This window comes from Mycobacterium sp. RTGN6 (assembly GCF_033804605.1).
Classification (GTDB): domain Bacteria; phylum Actinomycetota; class Actinomycetes; order Mycobacteriales; family Mycobacteriaceae; genus Mycobacterium.
This window is the reverse complement of sequence record NZ_JAPZKZ010000002.1, coordinates 62,054-80,642: the sequence shown is the minus strand read 5'-3', so window position 1 is coordinate 80,642 and position 18,589 is coordinate 62,054. Positions and strand designations below refer to the sequence as shown.

The 18,589-nt window shown below is 67.4% G+C and carries 13 protein-coding genes; 12 read left to right on the top strand and 1 reads right to left on the bottom strand.

Translation table 11 applies throughout. The features are described 5' to 3' along the window. Positions 1-48 precede the first annotated feature (48 nt). The 12 genes from SLQ33_RS04645 to SLQ33_RS04590 all read left to right on the top strand — a co-directional run bounded on the left by SLQ33_RS04645 (position 49) and on the right by SLQ33_RS04590 (position 17,779). Positions 49-1,134, top strand: a complete 1,086-nt coding sequence (locus SLQ33_RS04645) for an alpha/beta hydrolase family protein (RefSeq protein WP_319452634.1) — start codon at positions 49-51, stop codon at positions 1,132-1,134. Between the two features lie 129 nt (positions 1,135-1,263). Beyond that, positions 1,264-2,265 carry an alpha/beta hydrolase family protein gene (locus SLQ33_RS04640; RefSeq protein ID WP_319452633.1) on the top strand — a complete coding sequence of 334 codons (1,002 nt, stop codon included), beginning with the start codon at positions 1,264-1,266 and terminating at the stop codon, positions 2,263-2,265. Between the two features lie 138 nt (positions 2,266-2,403). Next, positions 2,404-3,291: an alpha/beta hydrolase family protein gene (locus tag SLQ33_RS04635; RefSeq protein ID WP_319452632.1), complete on the top strand. Its 888-nt coding sequence runs from the start codon at positions 2,404-2,406 to the stop codon at positions 3,289-3,291. Between the two features lie 146 nt (positions 3,292-3,437). Beyond that, complete coding sequence (locus SLQ33_RS04630) at positions 3,438-3,815, top strand: DUF732 domain-containing protein (RefSeq protein WP_319452631.1); 378 nt, start codon at positions 3,438-3,440, stop codon at positions 3,813-3,815. A gap of 9 nt (positions 3,816-3,824) precedes the next feature. After that, positions 3,825-4,832, top strand: coding sequence for a cutinase family protein (locus tag SLQ33_RS04625; protein ID WP_319452630.1), 1,008 nt, complete (start codon positions 3,825-3,827; stop codon positions 4,830-4,832). Positions 4,833-5,030: 198 nt separating this feature from the next. Continuing rightward, the gene (gene fadD32, locus SLQ33_RS04620) at positions 5,031-6,920 is read left to right on the top strand and encodes a long-chain-fatty-acid--AMP ligase FadD32 (protein ID WP_319452629.1); all 1,890 of its coding nucleotides are present in this window, start codon (positions 5,031-5,033) and stop codon (positions 6,918-6,920) included. Between the two features lie 40 nt (positions 6,921-6,960). Next, positions 6,961-12,243, top strand: coding sequence for a polyketide synthase Pks13 (gene pks13, locus SLQ33_RS04615; protein WP_319452628.1), 5,283 nt, complete (start codon positions 6,961-6,963; stop codon positions 12,241-12,243). Further along, a complete protein-coding gene (locus SLQ33_RS04610; RefSeq protein ID WP_319452627.1) occupies positions 12,240-13,817 on the top strand; it encodes an acyl-CoA carboxylase subunit beta in 1,578 nt (525 codons plus the stop codon). The genes pks13 and SLQ33_RS04610 overlap by 4 nt, the downstream gene beginning before the upstream one ends. Before the next feature lie 45 nt (positions 13,818-13,862). Then, positions 13,863-14,864 (top strand): DUF4331 family protein, encoded by a 1,002-nt coding sequence (locus SLQ33_RS04605; protein ID WP_319452626.1) that lies wholly within the window; start codon positions 13,863-13,865, stop codon positions 14,862-14,864. Positions 14,865-14,901: 37 nt separating this feature from the next. Continuing rightward, positions 14,902-16,344, top strand: a complete 1,443-nt coding sequence (locus tag SLQ33_RS04600; protein WP_319452625.1) for a serine/threonine-protein kinase — start codon at positions 14,902-14,904, stop codon at positions 16,342-16,344. Continuing rightward, on the top strand, positions 16,341-17,363 hold the full coding sequence (locus SLQ33_RS04595) for a class I SAM-dependent methyltransferase (RefSeq protein WP_319452624.1): 1,023 nt from the start codon (positions 16,341-16,343) through the stop codon (positions 17,361-17,363). The genes SLQ33_RS04600 and SLQ33_RS04595 overlap by 4 nt, the downstream gene beginning before the upstream one ends. A 53-nt stretch (positions 17,364-17,416) precedes the next feature. Next, positions 17,417-17,779 (top strand): hypothetical protein, encoded by a 363-nt coding sequence (locus tag SLQ33_RS04590; protein ID WP_319452623.1) that lies wholly within the window; start codon positions 17,417-17,419, stop codon positions 17,777-17,779. Here the strand turns inward: SLQ33_RS04590 and SLQ33_RS04585 are convergent. Further along, a complete protein-coding gene (locus SLQ33_RS04585) occupies positions 17,695-18,573 on the bottom strand; it encodes an MBL fold metallo-hydrolase (RefSeq protein WP_319452622.1) in 879 nt (292 codons plus the stop codon). The two genes, SLQ33_RS04590 and SLQ33_RS04585, sit on opposite strands and share 85 nt — an antisense overlap. Positions 18,574-18,589: the final 16 nt, after the last annotated feature.

The window sequence follows — 18,589 nt, the reverse complement described above, 5'->3', positions numbered from 1 at the left end:
GGACAGACGAAATGGAATGGTCAGACCACCTTGAGAACACTCCCGCGTATGACATCGCGCACCCGCGCCGGGAAACCGTCGTTCCGCCGTGCTTCGGCGGTCCTCGCGGCGGTGCTGACGCTGCCCGCGCTCGCGGTGCTGGGTGACGTCGGCCTCGCGCCGGAGGCGGCCGCCTTCTCGCGCCCCGGGCTGCCCGTCGAATACCTCAACGTCTACTCGGCCTCCATGGGCCGCGACATCCGGATCCAGTTCCAGCCAGGCCGTGCGCCCGTCCCCGAGCCCGCGCCCGTCGTCGGCCCCGACGGCACCGTGACCCCGGCCCCGGTCCCGCACGGCCTCGGAATGCAGCCGCCGTCCGCGCCCGAGAAGGCGCTCTACCTACTGGACGGCTTGCGCGCCCAGGACGACTTCAACGGCTGGGACATCAACACCCCGGTGTTCGAGTGGTTCTACGACTCGGGCGTCGCGCTGGTGTTGCCGGTCGGCGGTCAGTCGAGCTTCTACAGCGACTGGTACTCACCGTCGAACCGCAACAACCAGACCTACACATATAAGTGGGAGACGTTCCTCACCAGCGAGCTCCCGCGATGGCTTGCGACCAACAAGAACATCTCCATGACGGGTAACGGCATCGTCGGGCTTTCGATGGCCGGTGGAGCGGGCCTCATTCTGTCGGCCTACCACCCGGCACAGTTCAGCTACGCGGCGTCGCTGTCGGGGTTCCTCAACCCGTCGACGCTCTTCATGAAGCAGGCCATCCGCGTGGCGATGCTCGACGCGGGCGGCTACAACGTGGACAACATGTGGGGTCCGCCGTGGGATGAGGCGTGGAAGCGCAACGACCCCGTCCAGCAGGTCGCCAAGATCGTCGCCAACGGCACGCGACTGTGGATCTACTGCGCGCCTGGCGGCGGTCCGCTCGACGAGAGCGTCGACCCGGGACAGTCGTTCAACGCCAACAGCTTGGAATCACTGGCCATCGGCAGCAACAAGCGATTCCAGGAGAAGTACGCCAAGGCAGGGGGCAGCAATGCCACCTTCGTGTTCCCCTCCGAGGGGAACCATTCATGGGCTTATTGGGCAACGCAGCTCCAAGCCCTCAAGCCCGATCTGATCGCCACCCTCAACGGCTGAGCGGCGAACAGCGGGGACCGTCAACGGACATCAGCGGAGAAGAGGATCACACCGAGGTGTGGTTGACTACAGGCGCACGCAGCGAGTCTGCAAGTGCGGCTGACGACAAAGAATGGGATAGGTAGTTCTATGGGTTTGTTTGGGAAGATGCGAGGCCCTTGGGCGCGGCGGTTCGCCGTCGCAGCCGTCACGGCCGCCGCTCTGCCAGGACTCGTCGGCTTCATCGGAGGATCGGCGACCGCAGGTGCATTCTCGAAGCCCGGTCTGCCGGTCGAGTACCTGATGGTGCCGTCCGCGGGGATGGGTAAAGAGATCAAGATTCAGTTCCAGAGCGGCGGCGCGGGTGCGCCCGGCGTCTACCTGCTGGACGGCCTGCGCGCGCAGGACGACTTCAACGGCTGGGACATCAACACCGCAGCGTTCGAGTGGTACAACGGCTCGGGCCTCTCGGTGGTCATGCCGGTCGGCGGCCAGTCCAGCTTCTACAGCGACTGGTACTCGCCGGCCTGTGGCAAGGCCGGTTGCACCACCTACAAGTGGGAGACGTTCCTTACTAGCGAACTTCCCTCGTACCTCTCGGCCAACAACGGCGTCGACGCGAGCCGGACCGCGGCCGTCGGACTGTCGATGGCCGGGTCGGCGGCGATGACGCTGGCGATCTACCACCCCGGTCAGTTCCAGTACGCGGCTTCCCTGTCGGGCTTCCTGAACCTCTCCGAGGGTTGGTGGCCCATGCTGGTCGGCACGTCGATGGGTGACGCGGGCGGCTACAAGTCCAAGGACATGTGGGGCGAGTCGAGTGACCCGGCGTGGAAGCGCAACGACCCGATGGTCAACATCGCCACGTTGGTCGCCAACGGGACGCGGCTCTGGGTCTACTGCGGTGACGGCACCCCGTCGGATCTAGACCAGGGCACCAGCGGGTTCAACTTGATGAACGCCAAGTTCCTCGAGGGCTTCACGTTGCGTACCAACAAGACGTTCCAGCAGACGTACATCGCCGCGGGCGGCAACAACGCCGTGTTCAACTTCCCGCAGAACGGCACGCACAGCTGGGGCTACTGGGGTTCGCAGTTGCAGCAGATGAAGCCGGACATCCAGCGGGTGCTCGGCGCTACGCCTGCTGCGTAGTCCCTTACGCATGAAGACGACATGGCGGCGGCGATCCCACTGGGGTCGCCGCCGTCACTCGTTTCTGGCGAACCCACCGGCCGTTTGTGATTCACTAACGGCCGGATAACGAAGACGGACAAGGACAGGTGCGTGGACATGAGGCTGCTCTCAGTGATGTTCCGGACGATGGCCGCGATCGCGCTGGCCGCGGGACTGTGGGTGGCTAGTCCGCAGGTAGCCAAGGCGGCCGGCGTCGAGATGCTGATGGTGCCGTCGGGTGCGATGGGCCGGGACATCCCGGTGGCGTTCCAGGGCGGTGGCCCGCACGCGGTGATCCTGCTCGATGCGTTCAACGCGGGTCCCGATGTCAGCAACTGGGTGGGGGCGGGGGCCTTCAACACGTTCGCGGGCAAGGGCATCTCCGTGGCCGCGCCCGCCGGTGGCGCCTGGAGCTTGTACACCGACTGGGAGGCGGACGGCAGCAAGCAGTGGGAGACGTTCCTGTCCAGTGAGCTACCGGATTGGTTGGCGGCGAACAAGGGGCTGGCGCCGGGCGGGCACGGCATCGTCGGCGTCGCGCAGGGTGGCACCGGCGCACTGACGCTGGCGGCGTTCCACCCCGATCGCTTCCGCTACGCCGGTTCGATGTCGGGCTTCCTCACCCCGTCGGCCACGGCGATGAACGGTGCGATCACCGCGGGCCTGGCTCAGTTCGGTGGGGTGAACACCCAAGCCATGTGGGGCGCGGCACAGCTGGGCCGGTGGAAGTGGCACGACCCGGATGTGCACGTGCAGTTGTTGGCCGACAACAACACTCGGCTGTGGGTCTTCAGCCCGTCGGCGTTGGCGTGCACTGATCCCGCCGCCATGATCGGGTACTGCGATCAGGCGCAAGGCAGCAACCGGGCGTTCTATTCGCACTATCGCTCCGTCGGTGGGCACAACGGACACTTCGACTTCCCGACGAGCGGTCAGCACGACTGGGGCACCTGGGGCCCGCAGCTCGCCGCGCTGTCCGGCGACCTGGCGGCGGCCATCAAGTAGTCGAAACCAGCAAACGGTCCAGCGCGCCCGTCCGCGCAGCCGGTACGTTGGAGTGCGTGCGTAACGAGGGATGGCGAACGGCCGGGCTGGCTACCGGATCCCTCTCGTTGGTGGCGTGCGCAGCGCTGGTTGCGACGGGGTGCGGCGTGAGTAACGACGTGATCGTCGGCATGGGGTTGCCGACGTCGGAGTCGGCCTCCCTCGGTGCGGGCCTTCAGTCCATTTCGCAACCACCGGCCAACGAAACCGCCATGGTCGTCTCGCCCGAGCAGCAGGGCTATCTCGATGCGCTGGATGCCGCGGGGGTGCGGCCGTCGAGCAAGCTGGTCGCGCTGACCATCGGTTCCTACGTGTGCCAGGCGCGTGCGGCGGATCAGACGGATCAGGCGGTGTGGGACTTCGTGTTGCCGATGGTGCGCGGTGACGTGCGCGACTCCGCGGTGAGCTCGGCGGCGCCACCTGCGGGTGAGGTCAACTCGGTAACGGCCGACTACATTCGCATCGCAACCGACAAGCTCTGCTAGCAGGAGAACATGACCAACTCTGGCCGCCGCAAGCGGCATCGGATCCTCGGGCTGGCCGCAGCAGCCGCCGTTACGGTGCTCGTCGCCGTGGTCGTTGGCGCGCTAGTGGTGATGCTGCGTCAGCCCGACTCGCCGCCGTCGGCCAACCCGCCCGGTGCGTCGCCCCCGAGCGCAGTGCCGCCCAGTGGGTCGACGCGGCCCGAGTTCCAGGACGCCAGCTGCCCCGACGTTCAGGTTGTCTCGGTTCCGGGCACCTGGGAATCGTCGCCGCAGATGGACCCCATGAATCCGGTGCAGTTCCCGATTGCGTTGCTGCTGAACGTGACCAACCCGCTGCGGGACGCCTTCGGTCCCGAGCGGTTGGCGCAGTACACCGTCCCGTACACGGCCCAGTTCCACAATCCGTTCTCCGCCGACAAGCAGATGTCGTACAACGACAGCCGCAAGGAGGGCATGGACGTCACTGTCCGGGCCATCACCGACATCAACGCGCGCTGCCCGCTCACCAGCTTCGTCATCGTCGGGTTCTCTCAGGGCTCCATCATCGCGGGCGATATCGCCAGTGACATCGGCAACGGCCGCGGGCCCATCGACGCGGACCTGGTGCTGGGAGTCACGCTGATCGCTGATGGCCGTCGCCAGGAGGGGGTCGGGCAGGAAGTCGGGCCCAATCCGCCGGGGCATGGCGCCGAGATCACGTTGCACGAGGTGCCGATGCTGGACGGGCTCGGGCTGGCGATGACGGGGCCGCGCGACGGCGGGTTCGGGGTGCTGAATGACCGCACCAACGAGATCTGTGCGTCGGGCGACCTGATCTGCGCGGCGCCGAACGAGGCGTTCTCGATCGTGAACCTGCCGCAGACGCTGGAGACGCTGATCGGTGCGGCCGGGCGGCCGGTGCACGCCTTGTACAACACGCCGGACTTCTGGGTGCTGGATGGCCAGACGTCGACGCAGTGGACACGGGCCTGGGCGCAGAATCTGATCGACAATGCACCACATCCAAAGCACGGTTGAGTCACAACCCGCTTGGCGATTTGGCCGCGACGAGGGATACGCCTAACATTAAGAGAAATGTAAGAGCTGTGTCCGGCGCTTGCGCGAAGCGCCTGATCAGACACGCGGCTACTCCCCGGTACGATTCTCGGGGTTTGGCATTCGGACGAATGGCCACATGCGTGACGCTCGAGAAACGGGCATTGACAGGAGAGTGAAATGGGATTCCACAACCCGTTCCTGAAGGACGGTCTGCTTCGGTTTCCCGACAACGGCAGCGTGGTCCGGCACGTCGAGAAGTGGGCGAAGGTGCGCGGCGACAAGCTCGCCTACCGCTTCCTCGACTTCTCGACCGAGCGCGATGGCGTTGAGCGCGACCTGAACTGGGCCGACTTCAGCATCCGCAACCGCGCAATTGCCGCTCGGCTGCAGCAGGTCACCCAGCCGGGTGACCGGGTCGCCATCCTGTGCCCGCAGAACCTCGACTACATCGTCGCCTTCTTCGGCACCCTGTACGCCGGCCGCATCGCGGTGCCGCTGTTCGACCCGGCCGAGCCAGGGCACGTCGGTCGCCTGCACGCCGTGCTCGACGACTGCCAGCCGACTGCGATCCTGACCACCACCGCCTCCGCCGAGGGGGTGCGGAAGTTCTTCCGCGGCCGGCCCGCGAACGAGCGGCCACGCGTCATCGCGGTCGACGCCGTGCCCGACGACGTCGGCGCCACCTGGGAACACGTCGACGTGGCCGTCGAGACCATCGCCTACCTGCAGTACACCTCGGGTTCGACGCGCATCCCGACGGGTGTGCAGATCACCCACCTCAACCTCGCCACCAACGTCGTGCAGGTCATCGAGTCGCTCGACGGCGAGGAAGGCGACCGCGGCGTCAGCTGGCTGCCCTTCTTCCACGACATGGGCCTGATCACCGCGCTTGTGGCGCCGATGATCGGCCACTACGTGACGTTCATGACCCCGGCGGCGTTCGTGCGCCGACCCGGGCGGTGGATCCGCGAGATGGCGCGCAAGCCCGGCGACGTCGGCGGTGTCATCTCGGTGGCGCCGAACTTCGCGTTCGACCACGCCGCCGCCCGTGGCCTGCCCAAGGACGGCGAGGAGCCGCTGGACCTGTCCAACGTCAAGGCGGTGCTCAACGGCAGCGAGCCCATCTCGGCGGCCACCGTGCGCCGCTTCAACGAGGCCTTCGCCCCGTACGGCTTCAACCCCGTCGCCATCAAGCCCGCCTATGGGCTGGCCGAGGCCACGCTGTTCGTGTCAACGACGCTGCCAGGCGAGCCGCCCAAGATCGTCAACGTCGACCGCGACGAATTGAACAACCACCGCTTCGTCGAGGTATCCGAGGACTCACCCAAGGCCGTAGCGCAGGCGTCGGCGGGCAAGGTCGGTATCGCCGAGTGGACCGTCATCGTCGACGGTGAGTCGGCCACCGAGCTGCCCGACGGCCAGATCGGCGAGATCTGGATCAGTGGCCAGAACATGGGCACCGGGTACTGGAACAAGCCGGAGGAGACGGTCGCGACCTTCCAGAACATCCTCAAGTCGCGCACCAACCCCTCGCACGCCGAGCGTGCGATGGACGACGCCACGTGGGTGAACACGGGTGACTACGGCGCCTTCTACGACGGCGACCTCTACATCACCGGCCGCGTCAAGGACCTCGTCATCATCGACGGCCGAAACCACTACCCGCAGGACCTCGAGTACTCGGCCCAGGAGGCCAGCAAGGCGCTGCGCACCGGTTTCGTCGCGGCGTTCTCGGTGCCTGCCAACCAGCTGCCGGACGAGGTGTTCGACAACGCGCACGCCGGCCTCAAGCGCGACGCCGACGACTCCAGCGAGCAGTTGGTCATCGTCGCCGAACGTGCGGCCGGCGCCCACAAGCTGGACCTGGCTCCCGTCGTCGACGACATCCGGGCGGCCATCGCCGTGCGACACGGCGTCACCGTCCGCGACGTGCTGCTTACGTCCGCTGGAGCCATTCCGCGGACGTCCAGCGGCAAGATCGGTCGGCGCGCGTGCCGTAGCGCCTATCTCGACGGAAGCCTGCGCAGCGGGAAGGTCGCCAACGCATTCCCAGATCAGACGGACTGACCGCACGCAAGCCGCTGAGCGGCGGAAGTGAGCAGTGAAAATGACTGACGCCGAAGACAATTCGCAGATCGAACCGGTTGAGCCGCATCGCACTGACATGAGCGTCCCGGAGCTGCGGGAGTGGCTGCGCAAGTGGATCGGCACCGCGACCGGCCAGTCGCCGGACTCGATCGACGAGTCCGCGCCCATGGTCGAACTTGGGCTGTCATCGCGGGATGCCGTGGCGATGGCCAGCGACATCGAGGACCTCACCGGTGTGACGCTGACGGCCACCGTGGCGTTCCGGCACCCGACCATCGAGTCCTTGGCGACGGTGATCGTCGAGGGCGAACCCGAAGTGGAGTTCGTCGAGGGCGAGGACTGGAGCCGCTCGGACCCGAACGTGGCCGACATCGCGATCGTCGGCATCGGCACCCGTTTCCCCGGAGACATGAACACCCCCGACGAGATGTGGGCGGCGCTGCTCGAGGGCCGCGACGGCAGCTCCGATCTGCCCGAGGGGCGGTGGTCGGAGTTCCTCGACGAGCCGCGCATCGCAGAGCGGGTGGCCAGGGCCCGCACTCGCGGCGGCTACCTGTCCGACATCAAGGGCTTCGACGCGGAGTTCTTCGCGCTGGCGAAGATGGAAGCCGACAACATGGATCCGCAGCAGCGGATGGCGCTGGAACTGACCTGGGAGGCGTTGGAGCACGCCAGGATTCCGGCGTCGAGCCTGCGCGGCACCGACGTCGCCGTCTACGTCGGCTCGTCCCAGAACGACTACCAGTTTCTGGCGGTGGCCGACCCCACGACCGCGCACCCCTATGCCATCACCGGCACCACCAGCTCGATCATTGCCAACCGGGTGTCCTACTTCTTCGACTTCCGTGGGCCGTCGATGGCCATCGACACCGCGTGCTCGTCGTCGCTGGTGGCCGTGCACGAGGGCGTCAAGGCGCTGCGCACGGGTGAGGCCGACGTCGTCGTCGCTGGCGGCGTCAACGCGTTGATCACTCCGTTGGGCACCATCGGTTTCGACGAGGTTGGCGGCGTGCTGGCCGCGGACGGCCGGTGCAAGTCGTTCTCGCAGGACGCCGACGGCTACGCCCGCTCCGAGGGCGGCGGGATGCTGGTGCTCAAGCGCGTCGCCGACGCCCGCCGCGACGGTGACGAAATACTGGCCGTCATCGCGGGCAGCGCAGTGAATCACGACGGCCGGTCCAACGGCATGCTCGCGCCGAATCCGGATGCGCAGGAGCAGGTGCTGCGCAAGGCGTACAAGGACGCGGGCATCGACCCGCGCACCGTCGACTACGTGGAGGCGCACGGCACCGGCACGATGCTCGGCGACCCGATCGAGGCCGACGGGCTGGGCCGAGTGATCGGCCGGGGCCGCGCAGCCGACGCGCCGGCACTCTTGGGTGCAGTGAAATCCAATGTGGGACACCTGGAGTCGGCTGCTGGCGCGGCGAGCATGGCCAAGGTCGTGCTCTCGATCGTGCACGACAAGCTGCCGCCGTCGATCAACTACACCGGCCCCAACCCGTACATCGACTTCGACAAGGAACACCTCAAGGTCAACGACACCGTCACCGAGTGGCCGCGCTACAGCGGGCACAAGATCGCCGGCGTCTCGGGCTTCGGCTTCGGTGGCGCGAACGCGCACATCGTGGTCCGTGAGGTGCTGCCGTCCGATCTGGTCGAGCCCGAGCCGGAAGCCGAAGCCGTCGAGGAGAAGTCGGTTGCAGCAGACACGGCCGTGTACGTCGGCGGGGTCCGGATGGACGAGTACGGCGAGTTCATCGACTCGGACGATGAGGACGCCGGCTACTACGAGCTCGGTGCCGAGGCAACCGATTCCGACGAGCCCGAACTGCCGGGACTGACCGACGAGGCCCTACGGCTGCTCGAGCTGGCCCGCGAGGAGCTGGAAGCCGAGGAAACGCCGACTCCCATCGTGCCCCTTGCGGTTTCAGCATTCCTGACCTCACGCAAGCGGACCACCGCTGCCGAACTGGCCGACTGGGTGGAGAGCCCGGAGGGTCGGGCGACGTCGCTCGAGGCGATCGGTCGGTCGCTGAGCAAGCGCAACCACGGCCGGTCGCGGGCGGTCGTGCTCGCGCACGATCACGACGAGGCGATCAAGGGGCTTCGGGCGCTCGCCGACGGCAAGCAGAGCCCATTGGTGCTGGCGTCCGACGGCCCCGTGACCAACGGCCCGGTGTGGGTGCTCGCCGGCTTCGGCGCGCAGCACCGCAAGATGGGCAAGAGTCTCTACCTGCGCGACGAGACGTTCGCCGAGTGGATCAACAAGGTCGACGCGCTCATCCAGGACGAGCTCGGATACTCCATCGTCGAGCTCATCCTTGACGACGCCCAGGACTACGGCATCGAGACCACGCAGACGGTCATCTTCGCGATCCAAATCGCGCTCGGTGAGCTGCTCAAGGCGCACGGGGCGAAACCCGGTGCGGTGGTTGGTCAGTCGCTCGGCGAGGCGGCCGCGGCCTACTTCGCTGGCGGGCTTTCACTCGTCGACGCCACCCGCACCATCTGCTCGCGGGCCCACCTCATGGGCGAGGGCGAGGCCATGCTGTTCGGCGAGTACATCCGGCTGATGGCTTTGGTCGAGTACTCGGCCGACGAGATCAAGACGGTGTTCTCGGACTACCCTGACCTCGAAGTCTGCGTCTACGCCGCGCCGACCCAGACCGTCATCGGCGGACCACCCGAGCAGGTGGATGCGATCATCGCTAGGGCCGAGGCCGAGGGCAAGTTCGCCCGCAAGTTCCAGACCAAGGGCGCCAGCCACACCCAGCAGATGGACCCGCTGCTCGGTGAGCTGGCCGCAGAGTTGCAGGGCATCGAGGCGTTGCCGCTGAAGCTCGGCTACTTCTCCACCGTGCACGAGGGCGGGTTCATCCGTCCTGGCGGCGAGCCGATCCACGACGTCGACTACTGGAAGAAGGGTCTGCGGCACAGCGTCTACTTCACGCACGGCATCCGCAACGCCGTCGACGCAGGCCACACCACGTTCCTCGAGCTCGCCCCGAATCCGGTGGCGCTCATGCAGGTTGGGCTAACGACGGCCAGCGCTGGATTGCATGATGGCCAACTGATCGCCACGCTTGCCCGCAAGCAGGACGAGGTCGACGCGATGACCACGGCCATGGCGCAGCTGTTCGTGCACGGTCACGACCTCGACTTCCGCACGCTCTTCACGCGGGCCGAGGACCCGGCGGTCGACTACGCAAACGTGCCGCCCACCCGGTTCAAGCGCAAGCCACACTGGCTGGACGCCCACTTCACCGGCGACAGTTCAGCGGTGCTTCCCGGCAACCACGTCGCGACCCCCGACGGCAAGCACGTGTGGGAGTACGTATCGCGTGGTGCCACCGATCTTGCCGCCGTCGTGAAAGCCGCTGCGGCGGTGGTGCTTCCGGACGCGCGGCTGACGGCGTTCGAGCAGCGCGCGGTGCCCGCGGACGACGCCCGCCTGGTGACGACGCTGACCCGCCACCCCGGCGGGGCGACGGTTCAGGTGCACGCGCGCATCGACGAGTCGTTCACGTTGGTATACGACGCGATCGTCACCAAGGGCGGGCAGGCCGCGGTGCTGCCCACGGCCGTCGGTGCGGGCGCGGCCGTGGACGTGGCCACTCTGGAGGCGCCTGCCATCGAGGATGACGCGGCGATCCTGCAGGACAATCTCACCGCAGGCGCGGGTCTCGCAGCAGGCTTTGCCAAGTGGTCGCCCGACAGCGGCGAGACCATCGCGCAGCGGCTCGGCGCCATCGTCGGTGGTGCCATGGGTTACGAGCCCGAGGACCTTCCGTGGGAGGTACCGCTGATCGAGCTGGGGCTGGACTCGCTGATGGCGGTGCGCATCAAGAACCGGGTCGAGTACGACTTCGACCTGCCGCCCATCCAGCTGACCGCCGTCCGCGACGCGAACCTCTATGCCGTCGAGAAGCTGATCCAGTACGCGATCGAGCACCGCGATCAGGTGACCGAGCTCGCCGAACAGCAGAAGACGCAGTCCGCCGAGGAGATCGCCGCGGCCCAGGCCGAACTGATGGGTGGCGCCACCACGGTGGCTGAGCTCGAGGCAAGGCTGGCGGAGGTCAACGAACAGACCGCCGGAGCGGCGCCCGTGGCCGACCTCGAGATCCCACCGCCGCCAACCGATCCGTCGGGTCCGCGCGCGCCCAAGCAGAGCGCGGCGGGCGCAGCCGCCGCGGTGCTGAACCAGCAGGCCGTCGCCGACGCACTGGGCAGCGACGTCCCGCCGCGCGATGCCGCCGAGCGAGTCACGTTCGCGACGTGGGCGATCGTCACCGGCAAGTCGCCAGGCGGCATCTTCAACGCGCTGCCGGGGCTGGACGACGCCGCGGCCGAGAAGATGGCGGCGCGGCTTTCGGAGCGCGCCGAGGGTGTCATCACCGTCGACGACGTGAAGAAGGCCACCACCGTCGAAGAGCTCTCCACGACGGTGCGCGAGTTCCTCGAAGCCGGTGAGCTCGACGGCTTCGTGCGGACCATCCGCAAGGTGGAGTCCGACGATGACGTTCCGGTGTACGTCTTCCACGCCGCGGGCGGATCGACGGTGGTCTACGAGCCCCTGCTGAAGCGGCTGCCTGCGGCCACGCCGATGGTCGGGCTGGAGCGGGTCGAGGGCTCCATCGAGGAACGGGCGGCGCAGTACGTGCCGAAGCTGCTCGAGATCAATGGCGGTAAGCCGTTCATCCTGGCGGGCTGGTCGTTGGGCGGCGCGTTGGCGTATGCCTGCGCGATCGGGCTCAAGCAGGCCGGCGCCGACGTCCCCTTCGTGGGTCTGATCGACTGCGTGCGACCCGGTGAGCCGATCCTGCACACCAAGGAGGAGACCCGGAAGCGCTGGGATCGCTACGCGGCGTTCGCTCAGCGGACGTTCAACGTGGAGATCCCCGAGATCCCCTACGAGCAGCTCGAGGAGCTCGACGACTCCGGCCAGGTGCAGTTCGTGCTCAACGCGGTCGCCGACGCCGGCGTACAGATCCCCGGCGGCATCATCGAGCACCAGCGCACGTCGTACCTGGACAACCGCGCCCTGGACACCGTCGACATCCAGCCGTACGACGGCCGCGTCGTGCTGTACATGGCGGACCGCTACCACGACGACGCGATCACCTTCGAGCCTGGCTACGCCACCCGCAAGCCCGACGGCGGCTGGGGCGAGTTCGCATCAAATCTCGAGGTGGTGCCCATCGGGGGCGAGCACATCCAGGCCATCGACGAGCCGTACATTGCGAAGGTCGGCGCGCACATGAGCGAGGCGATCAACCGGATCCGGAGCGAGCAGTGACCGAAGCGGCGACCCCCGTCAGCAAGCCACACACCACGGCCGAGAAGCTGGCTGAACTCCGCGAGAAGCTCGAGCTCGCCAAGGATCCCGGCGACGAGAAGGCCAGGGCCAAGCGCGACAAGAAGGGCATCCCTTCGGCGCGGGCGCGGATCCACTCGCTGCTGGACCCGGGCACCTTCCTGGAGATCGGCGCCCTGGCCAAGACCCCGGGTGATCCGAACGCGTTCTTTGGCGACGGCGTGGTCACCGGCCACGGGCTCATCGACGGCCGGCCGGTCGGCGTGTTCAGCCACGACCAGACGGTGTTCCAGGGTTCGGTCGGGGAGATGTTCGGCCGCAAGGTTGCCCGACTGATGGAGTGGGTGGCCATGGTGGGCTGCCCGATCATCGGCATCAACGACTCCGCGGGCGCCCGGATTCAGGACACGGCGACGTCGTTGGCCTGGTATGCCGAGCTGGGCCGCCGCCACGAGATGCTTCGGGGCCTGGTCCCGGAGATCTCCCTGATCTTCGGGAAGTGCGCAGGCGGCGCGGTGTACTCGCCGATCCAGACCGATCTGGTGGTCGCGGTGCGCGACCAGGGCTACATGTTCATCACCGGTCCCGACGTCATCAAGGACGTCACCGGCGAGGATGTCACCTTCGACGAGTTGGGCGGTGCCGACGTCCAGGCGCAGCGCGGCAACATTCACAAGGTGGTCGAGTCCGAGGCCGCGGCATACGAGTACGTGCGCGACTACCTGAGCTTCTTGCCCGCCAACCACTTCGACGATGCGCCGATCGTCAATCCCGGCCTGGAGCCCGAGCTCACGCCGCACGACTACGAACTCGACACGATCGTGCCGGATGCGGACAACACGGCGTACGACATGCACGAGATCCTGCTGCGGATCTTCGACGACGGTGACGTCTTCGAGATCGCCGACCAACGCAGCCCGTCGATGATCACTGCGTTCGCCCGGGTCGACGGCCGCCCCGTCGGGGTGATTGCCAACCAGCCGATGCACATGTCTGGCGCGGTGGGCAATGAGGCCTCCGACAAGGCAGCCGGTTTCATCCGGTTCTGCGACTCGTTCAACATGCCACTGGTTTTCGTCGTCGACACCCCTGGCGCCATGCCTGGCGTCGAGGAGGAGAAGGGCGGCATCATCAAACGCGGCGGGCGCTTCTTCAACGCCATCGTGGAAGCCGACGTGCCCAAGGTGACCTTCATCGTGCGCAAGGCCTACGGCGGCGGGTACGCGGTGATGGGTTCCAAGCAGTTGTCGGCAGACTTGAACTTCGCGTGGCCGACGGCGCGCATCGCCGTCATCGGCGCTGAAGGCGCGGCCCAATTGCTGGTGAAGCGCTTCCCCGATCCGACCTCACCCGAGGTGCAGAAGATCCGGGCCGATTTCATCGAGGGGTACAACCTCAATCTGGCCACCCCGTGGACTGCCGCCGAGCGTGGCTACATCGACGGCGTCATCGAACCGCACGAGACGCGGCTGCTGCTGCGCAATGCGTTGCGCCTGCTGGCCGACAAGCAGAACGCCAACAAGGTGTTGCGCAAGCACGGTCTGACCCCGCTGTAGCCGTTCACTGGCGGGCGGTCGCATTTCGGGGTTGAATTGACCCTCGTGTCAAACCATTTCACTGGCCTGAGTCTCGGCCCACCCCTCGGCGATCAGCGGCTCGACCTTTGCGACCTGTACGCCTTCCAATCTCCGGCCGATCCCAGCAGGACGGTGCTGATCCTCAACGCCAACCCGCAGGCCGACTTCCTGCACCCCGATGCGATCTACCGGCTCGCCATCGACAACGACGGCGACCTGCGCAATGACATCGCGTTCAGCTTCGTCTTCTCCGAGCCGAAGGACGGGCGTCAGACCGTGGACGTCTACCTGGCCAGCGACGACGAGGCCGAGGAACCCGAGGCCGTCGGGTCGAAGATCTTCGAGGCCGTCGAGGTGTCCTTCTCCAAGACCCCGAACATCGTCACGTCGGGCAGCTTCACGTTCTTCGCGGGCGCGCGCAGCGACGCCTTCTTCTTCGACTTCGACGGCATCAAGAACCTCTTCGACACGTCCGGCAAGCGCAACTTCACCGATCTGCACCTCGGCAGTGAATCCCCTTGGACGGGAGTCGATTCGAACACCACGGCCAACGTGTGCTCGATGATCATCGAAATGCCGACGAGCGCGCTGGGCGCCGATCCCGACATCCGCGTCTGGGGCCGGTGCAGTCTGCGTCGCGACGGCGAGCTGCTCCACGTCGACCGGGCCGGACACCCGTCGGTGAGCAGCTTCTTCAACACCGACGACACCAAGGAGGAGTACAACGCGTCGGAACCGAATCGCGACCGCGACCGGTGGATCGGCATGTTCATCCACCTGATGGGCCACACCGGCGACTACTCGCGGGAAGAGGCCATCGCGGCGATCGACGAGGAGGGCACCCTGCCCGACATGCTCACCTACGATCCGTCCAAGCCCGCGACGTACCCGAACGGCCGGGTGTTCACCGACGACGTGATCAACTACCGGCTTGCGTTCCTCACCAAAGGCGAGTGCCCGCCGACGGGGCTGAGCCCGCACACCGACACACTCGCGGAGTTCCCGTATCTCGGCACACCGCATTAGGGTCAGCCGCCTGCGTGCGCGCCGTTAGTATTCGCCCATGCCGCTAGCGCAGGGCGAAGAGATCGCCGGCTACACGATCCTGCGGTCCCTCGGGGCCGGAGGCATGGGTGAGGTGTACCTCGCACAGCACCCTCGGCTGCCGCGTCAGGATGCGCTGAAGGTGCTGGCCGCGGCGGTGTGCGCGGACAGTGAGTACCGCGTCCGGTTCCACCGCGAGGCCGACATCGCCGCCACGCTGTCGCATGCCCACATCGTGACGGTGTACGACCGCGGCGACGTCGGCGGTCAACTGTGGATCTCGATGGACTACGTCGAGGGCACGGACGCGGCCCGGCTGCTGGCCGAGGAGTACCCCAAGGGCATGCCGACGGATCTGGTCGTGCGGCTCGTCACGGCGGTGTCCGAGGCGCTGGACTACGCGCACGGCAAGGGGCTCATCCACCGCGACGTGAAGCCGCCCAACCTGCTGATCGCCAACCCGGGCGCCACCGACGAGCGAATTCTGTTGGCGGACTTTGGTATCGCCCGACGCGCCGACGACACCAGCAACCTGACCGGAACCAATATGACGGTCGGGACCGTGTTCTACGCGGCGCCCGAGCAGCTCACCGGTGAGCCGATCGACGGGCGGGCCGACCAGTACGCGCTCGCGGCAACGGCCTACCAACTGCTGACCGGTTCGCCGCCGTTCTCCCACTGGAACCCCGCGGTCGTGATCAGTCAACATCTCACCAAGGCGCCGCCGCAGATCGGGTCCAAGCGACCCGAGTTGACTCCCCTTGGGCCGGTTTTCGACAAGGCGCTGGCCAAGACGCCCGACGAGCGGTTCGCCAAGTGCATCGACTTCGCCCGGGCGCTGGAGCACCGGCTCGGTGCATCGGACGTCGGCGCGCACGACACTGGCGAGACGATGTGGGCCCCCGCCACCTCGGGCCCGAGGCATGCGAAGGCCGCTGCACCCGTCCAGTCCGGTGGTGGACGTCGGTGGCGCGTCGTCGGCATGGCGGCGGCCGCGCTGGTGCTGGTCGCCGGCGTGGCCGCGGTGGCGTTCCTGGCGATGGACGACCACCGGGAACGTCGTGAGGTGGCGCGCGAGACCGCGCCGTCGGCGCAGCCGACAGCCCCCGGCCGGATCGCGCTGCCCGTAGTCGTGGTCGGCGCGGACTGCGCGACGCTCGGTGGTGCCGGGGTGACCGAGAGCGGTGCACCCGCCTACTGTGCACGCATGCCCTCGACGAACAATGACATGTGGTCGCTGTACGCAGGGGAGATCTCGCAGCCGACGGTGACGGCGGCTGCCGACGACCAGACCTACGCGCCCGACACCGAGCAACCGGTGCTGGTGTGCATGCAGCAGACGAGCGAGAGCCACGTCGACTGCCATGACGACATCCTCAGGGAGAACGCCGATCCCGCGGCCAACGACGGCCCCGCCTCCAACACCGTCGCCCCATCGACCACGGCTGGGCCGACGTCATGAACCCGGACGGCGCGCGCGCTTCCCTCGCCCGGCGGCTCTATCGCCGTTCGGTGGTCAAGGGGGAGGTGACGTTGCCCGCGGTGCCCGGCATGCTCGACGAGTACGTGTCGATGTGCGCCAAGCTCTTTGAAGGTGTGGGCCGGGCGTTCTCGGCCGAGGAGCTCGAGCACGTCCGGCAGGTGCTCGAAGGCCAATTGGCGGAGGCGTATGCGGCCTCACCGCGGTCGAGCATCGTCGTCTCGTACGACGCTCCCGTCGGCAACGTGCTCAACTACCACGTCAAGGCGCAGTGGTGGACGGTCGAGGGTGCCTACGAGAACTGGGTCAGCACCCGTGAGCCGCCGCTGTTCGGCACTGAATCGGATGCCCGCGTGTGGGCGTTGGCGAACGAAGCAGCTGATCCGACAACGCATCCCGTGCTGGACATCGGCGGCGGGACCGGGCGCAACGGCCTCGCGTTGGCGCGGCGCGGCCACCCGGTCGACGTGGTCGAGTTGACGCCCAAGTTCGCCGACATGATCCGCGCCGACGCCGAACGCGAGGGGCTCGGGGTTCGGGTCATCCAGCGGGACGTCTTCACCACGATCGACGACCTGCGCCGCGACTACCAACTAATCCTGCTGTCCGAGGTGGTGTCGGACTTTCGCACCGCCCAGCAGCTGCGCGGCATCTTCCAACTCGCCACGCAGTGCCTCGCGGCCGGTGGTCGGCTGGTGTTCAACGCCTTCCTGACACGCCCCGGTTACGTACCCGACGACGGGGCCCGTGAGCTCGGGCAGCAGTGCTACACAAGCATTTTCACGCCGCAGGAGCTTGGGGCGGCGGCGTCGGGGCTGCCGCTGCGGCTCGTCGCCGACGACAGCGTCTACGAGTACGAGCAGGCCCACCTACCCGAAGGGGCATGGCCGCCGACGAGTTGGTACGCCGACTGGGTCAGCGGCCGCGACGTCTTCGACCTACCGCGCGAGCACTGCCCCATCGAGATGCGCTGGCTGGTGTACCAGAAGCCGACCTGGTAACCGTAGGGAAATCCCCGATTCATCGAACGTCCCCACGGGCCTACCGTCGATCGATGAGCGATCCGTGCCGCAGCATCTCCTGCTACCTCGCCGAGTGGTATCGCGCGGACGTGTCGGAGCACGCGATGGACCGCGCCTTCGCGAGGCTGACCTGCGGTGTCGAACTCTTCAGTGACGATGGCGCGTCGGCGACCGTGTTGATGAGCTTGCTGGTGCCCACCGACGACGTCGTCTTCTGCGTCTTCGTCGCGCAGTCCCGAGAGATCGTCATCGCCGCATGCGATCGGGCGGGCCTCCCCGTCGAGCGGGTCACCGCCGCGCTCGCCTCCAGTCAGATCGAGGCGAGCTCCAGCCAGTCGTCGACCTCGAAGCGGTCGCCGCGGGCCACCACCGTCGCGCCGCCGTGGCCGGGGTAGTGCGCAGGGATTACCGCAGCGCGAGCGCGCGCGGCTTCGGTGAAGATCCGCTTGCGCGTCACGGCCGCCGCGGCCGCGTCGACGTCGAAGGCGCACGCATCGTGGGGCCGCGCGAGCTGGATCGGGCAATGCGTGAGATCGCCGACGAACACCGCGGGCTTGCCCGCGTCAAGCCACAGCACCGAGGATCCCGGGCTGTGGCCTGGCGCCGGGCGTAGCCGCAACGACTCGCTGAGCTCGAGCCCATCGGACCACAACTCCATCTGATCGGCGACGGGAATCACGCTGTCCGAGAACACGATTGCCGCCGCGTCCGAATACCCGTCGCCGTCGGGGCTGAAGAACCGGTAGTCGGGCTCGGGCATCACGTAGCGGGCGTTGGGGAACGTCGGAACCCACGCCCCGTCTACCAGTTGCGTGTTCCAGCCGACGTGGTCGGTGTGCAGATGCGTGTTGATGACGACGTCGACGGAGCCGGGCTCGAACCCGGCTCGAGTGAACTCGCCGAGGAAGTCCGTTGACAGGTGGTCCAATGGCGGCATGTGCGGGCGGTCGCGGTCGTTGCCAACCCCGGTGTCGACGACCACCGTCAGCCCGTCGACCTGCACCACCCACGTCTGCATCGCGATCCGCCACTGTTCGGCGCCGCGATCCCAGAAGTCGGGCTCCAACAGCTCCGCATTCTCGGCCCAGGCCTGCGGTGGTGTCTCCGTGAAGAGCGACGTGCGCATCTCGACTCGGGTTTCGACGACGCGGGTGACCAGAGCGTTGCCAAGCTTGACGCGGTTGGTCATGGGTCGACCGTAACCC

Coding starts and splice junctions, on each gene's coding strand:
- SLQ33_RS04645 (WP_319452634.1), top strand. CDS start 49: ATGACATCGCGCACCCGCGCCGGGAAACCGTCGTTCCGCCGTGCTTCG.
- SLQ33_RS04640 (WP_319452633.1), top strand. CDS start 1,264: ATGGGTTTGTTTGGGAAGATGCGAGGCCCTTGGGCGCGGCGGTTCGCC.
- SLQ33_RS04635 (WP_319452632.1), top strand. CDS start 2,404: ATGAGGCTGCTCTCAGTGATGTTCCGGACGATGGCCGCGATCGCGCTG.
- SLQ33_RS04625 (WP_319452630.1), top strand. CDS start 3,825: ATGACCAACTCTGGCCGCCGCAAGCGGCATCGGATCCTCGGGCTGGCC.
- fadD32 (WP_319452629.1), top strand. CDS start 5,031: ATGGGATTCCACAACCCGTTCCTGAAGGACGGTCTGCTTCGGTTTCCC.
- pks13 (WP_319452628.1), top strand. CDS start 6,961: ATGACTGACGCCGAAGACAATTCGCAGATCGAACCGGTTGAGCCGCAT.
- SLQ33_RS04600 (WP_319452625.1), top strand. CDS start 14,902: ATGCCGCTAGCGCAGGGCGAAGAGATCGCCGGCTACACGATCCTGCGG.
- SLQ33_RS04595 (WP_319452624.1), top strand. CDS start 16,341: ATGAACCCGGACGGCGCGCGCGCTTCCCTCGCCCGGCGGCTCTATCGC.
- SLQ33_RS04590 (WP_319452623.1), top strand. CDS start 17,417: ATGAGCGATCCGTGCCGCAGCATCTCCTGCTACCTCGCCGAGTGGTAT.
- SLQ33_RS04585 (WP_319452622.1), bottom strand. CDS start 18,573: ATGACCAACCGCGTCAAGCTTGGCAACGCTCTGGTCACCCGCGTCGTC.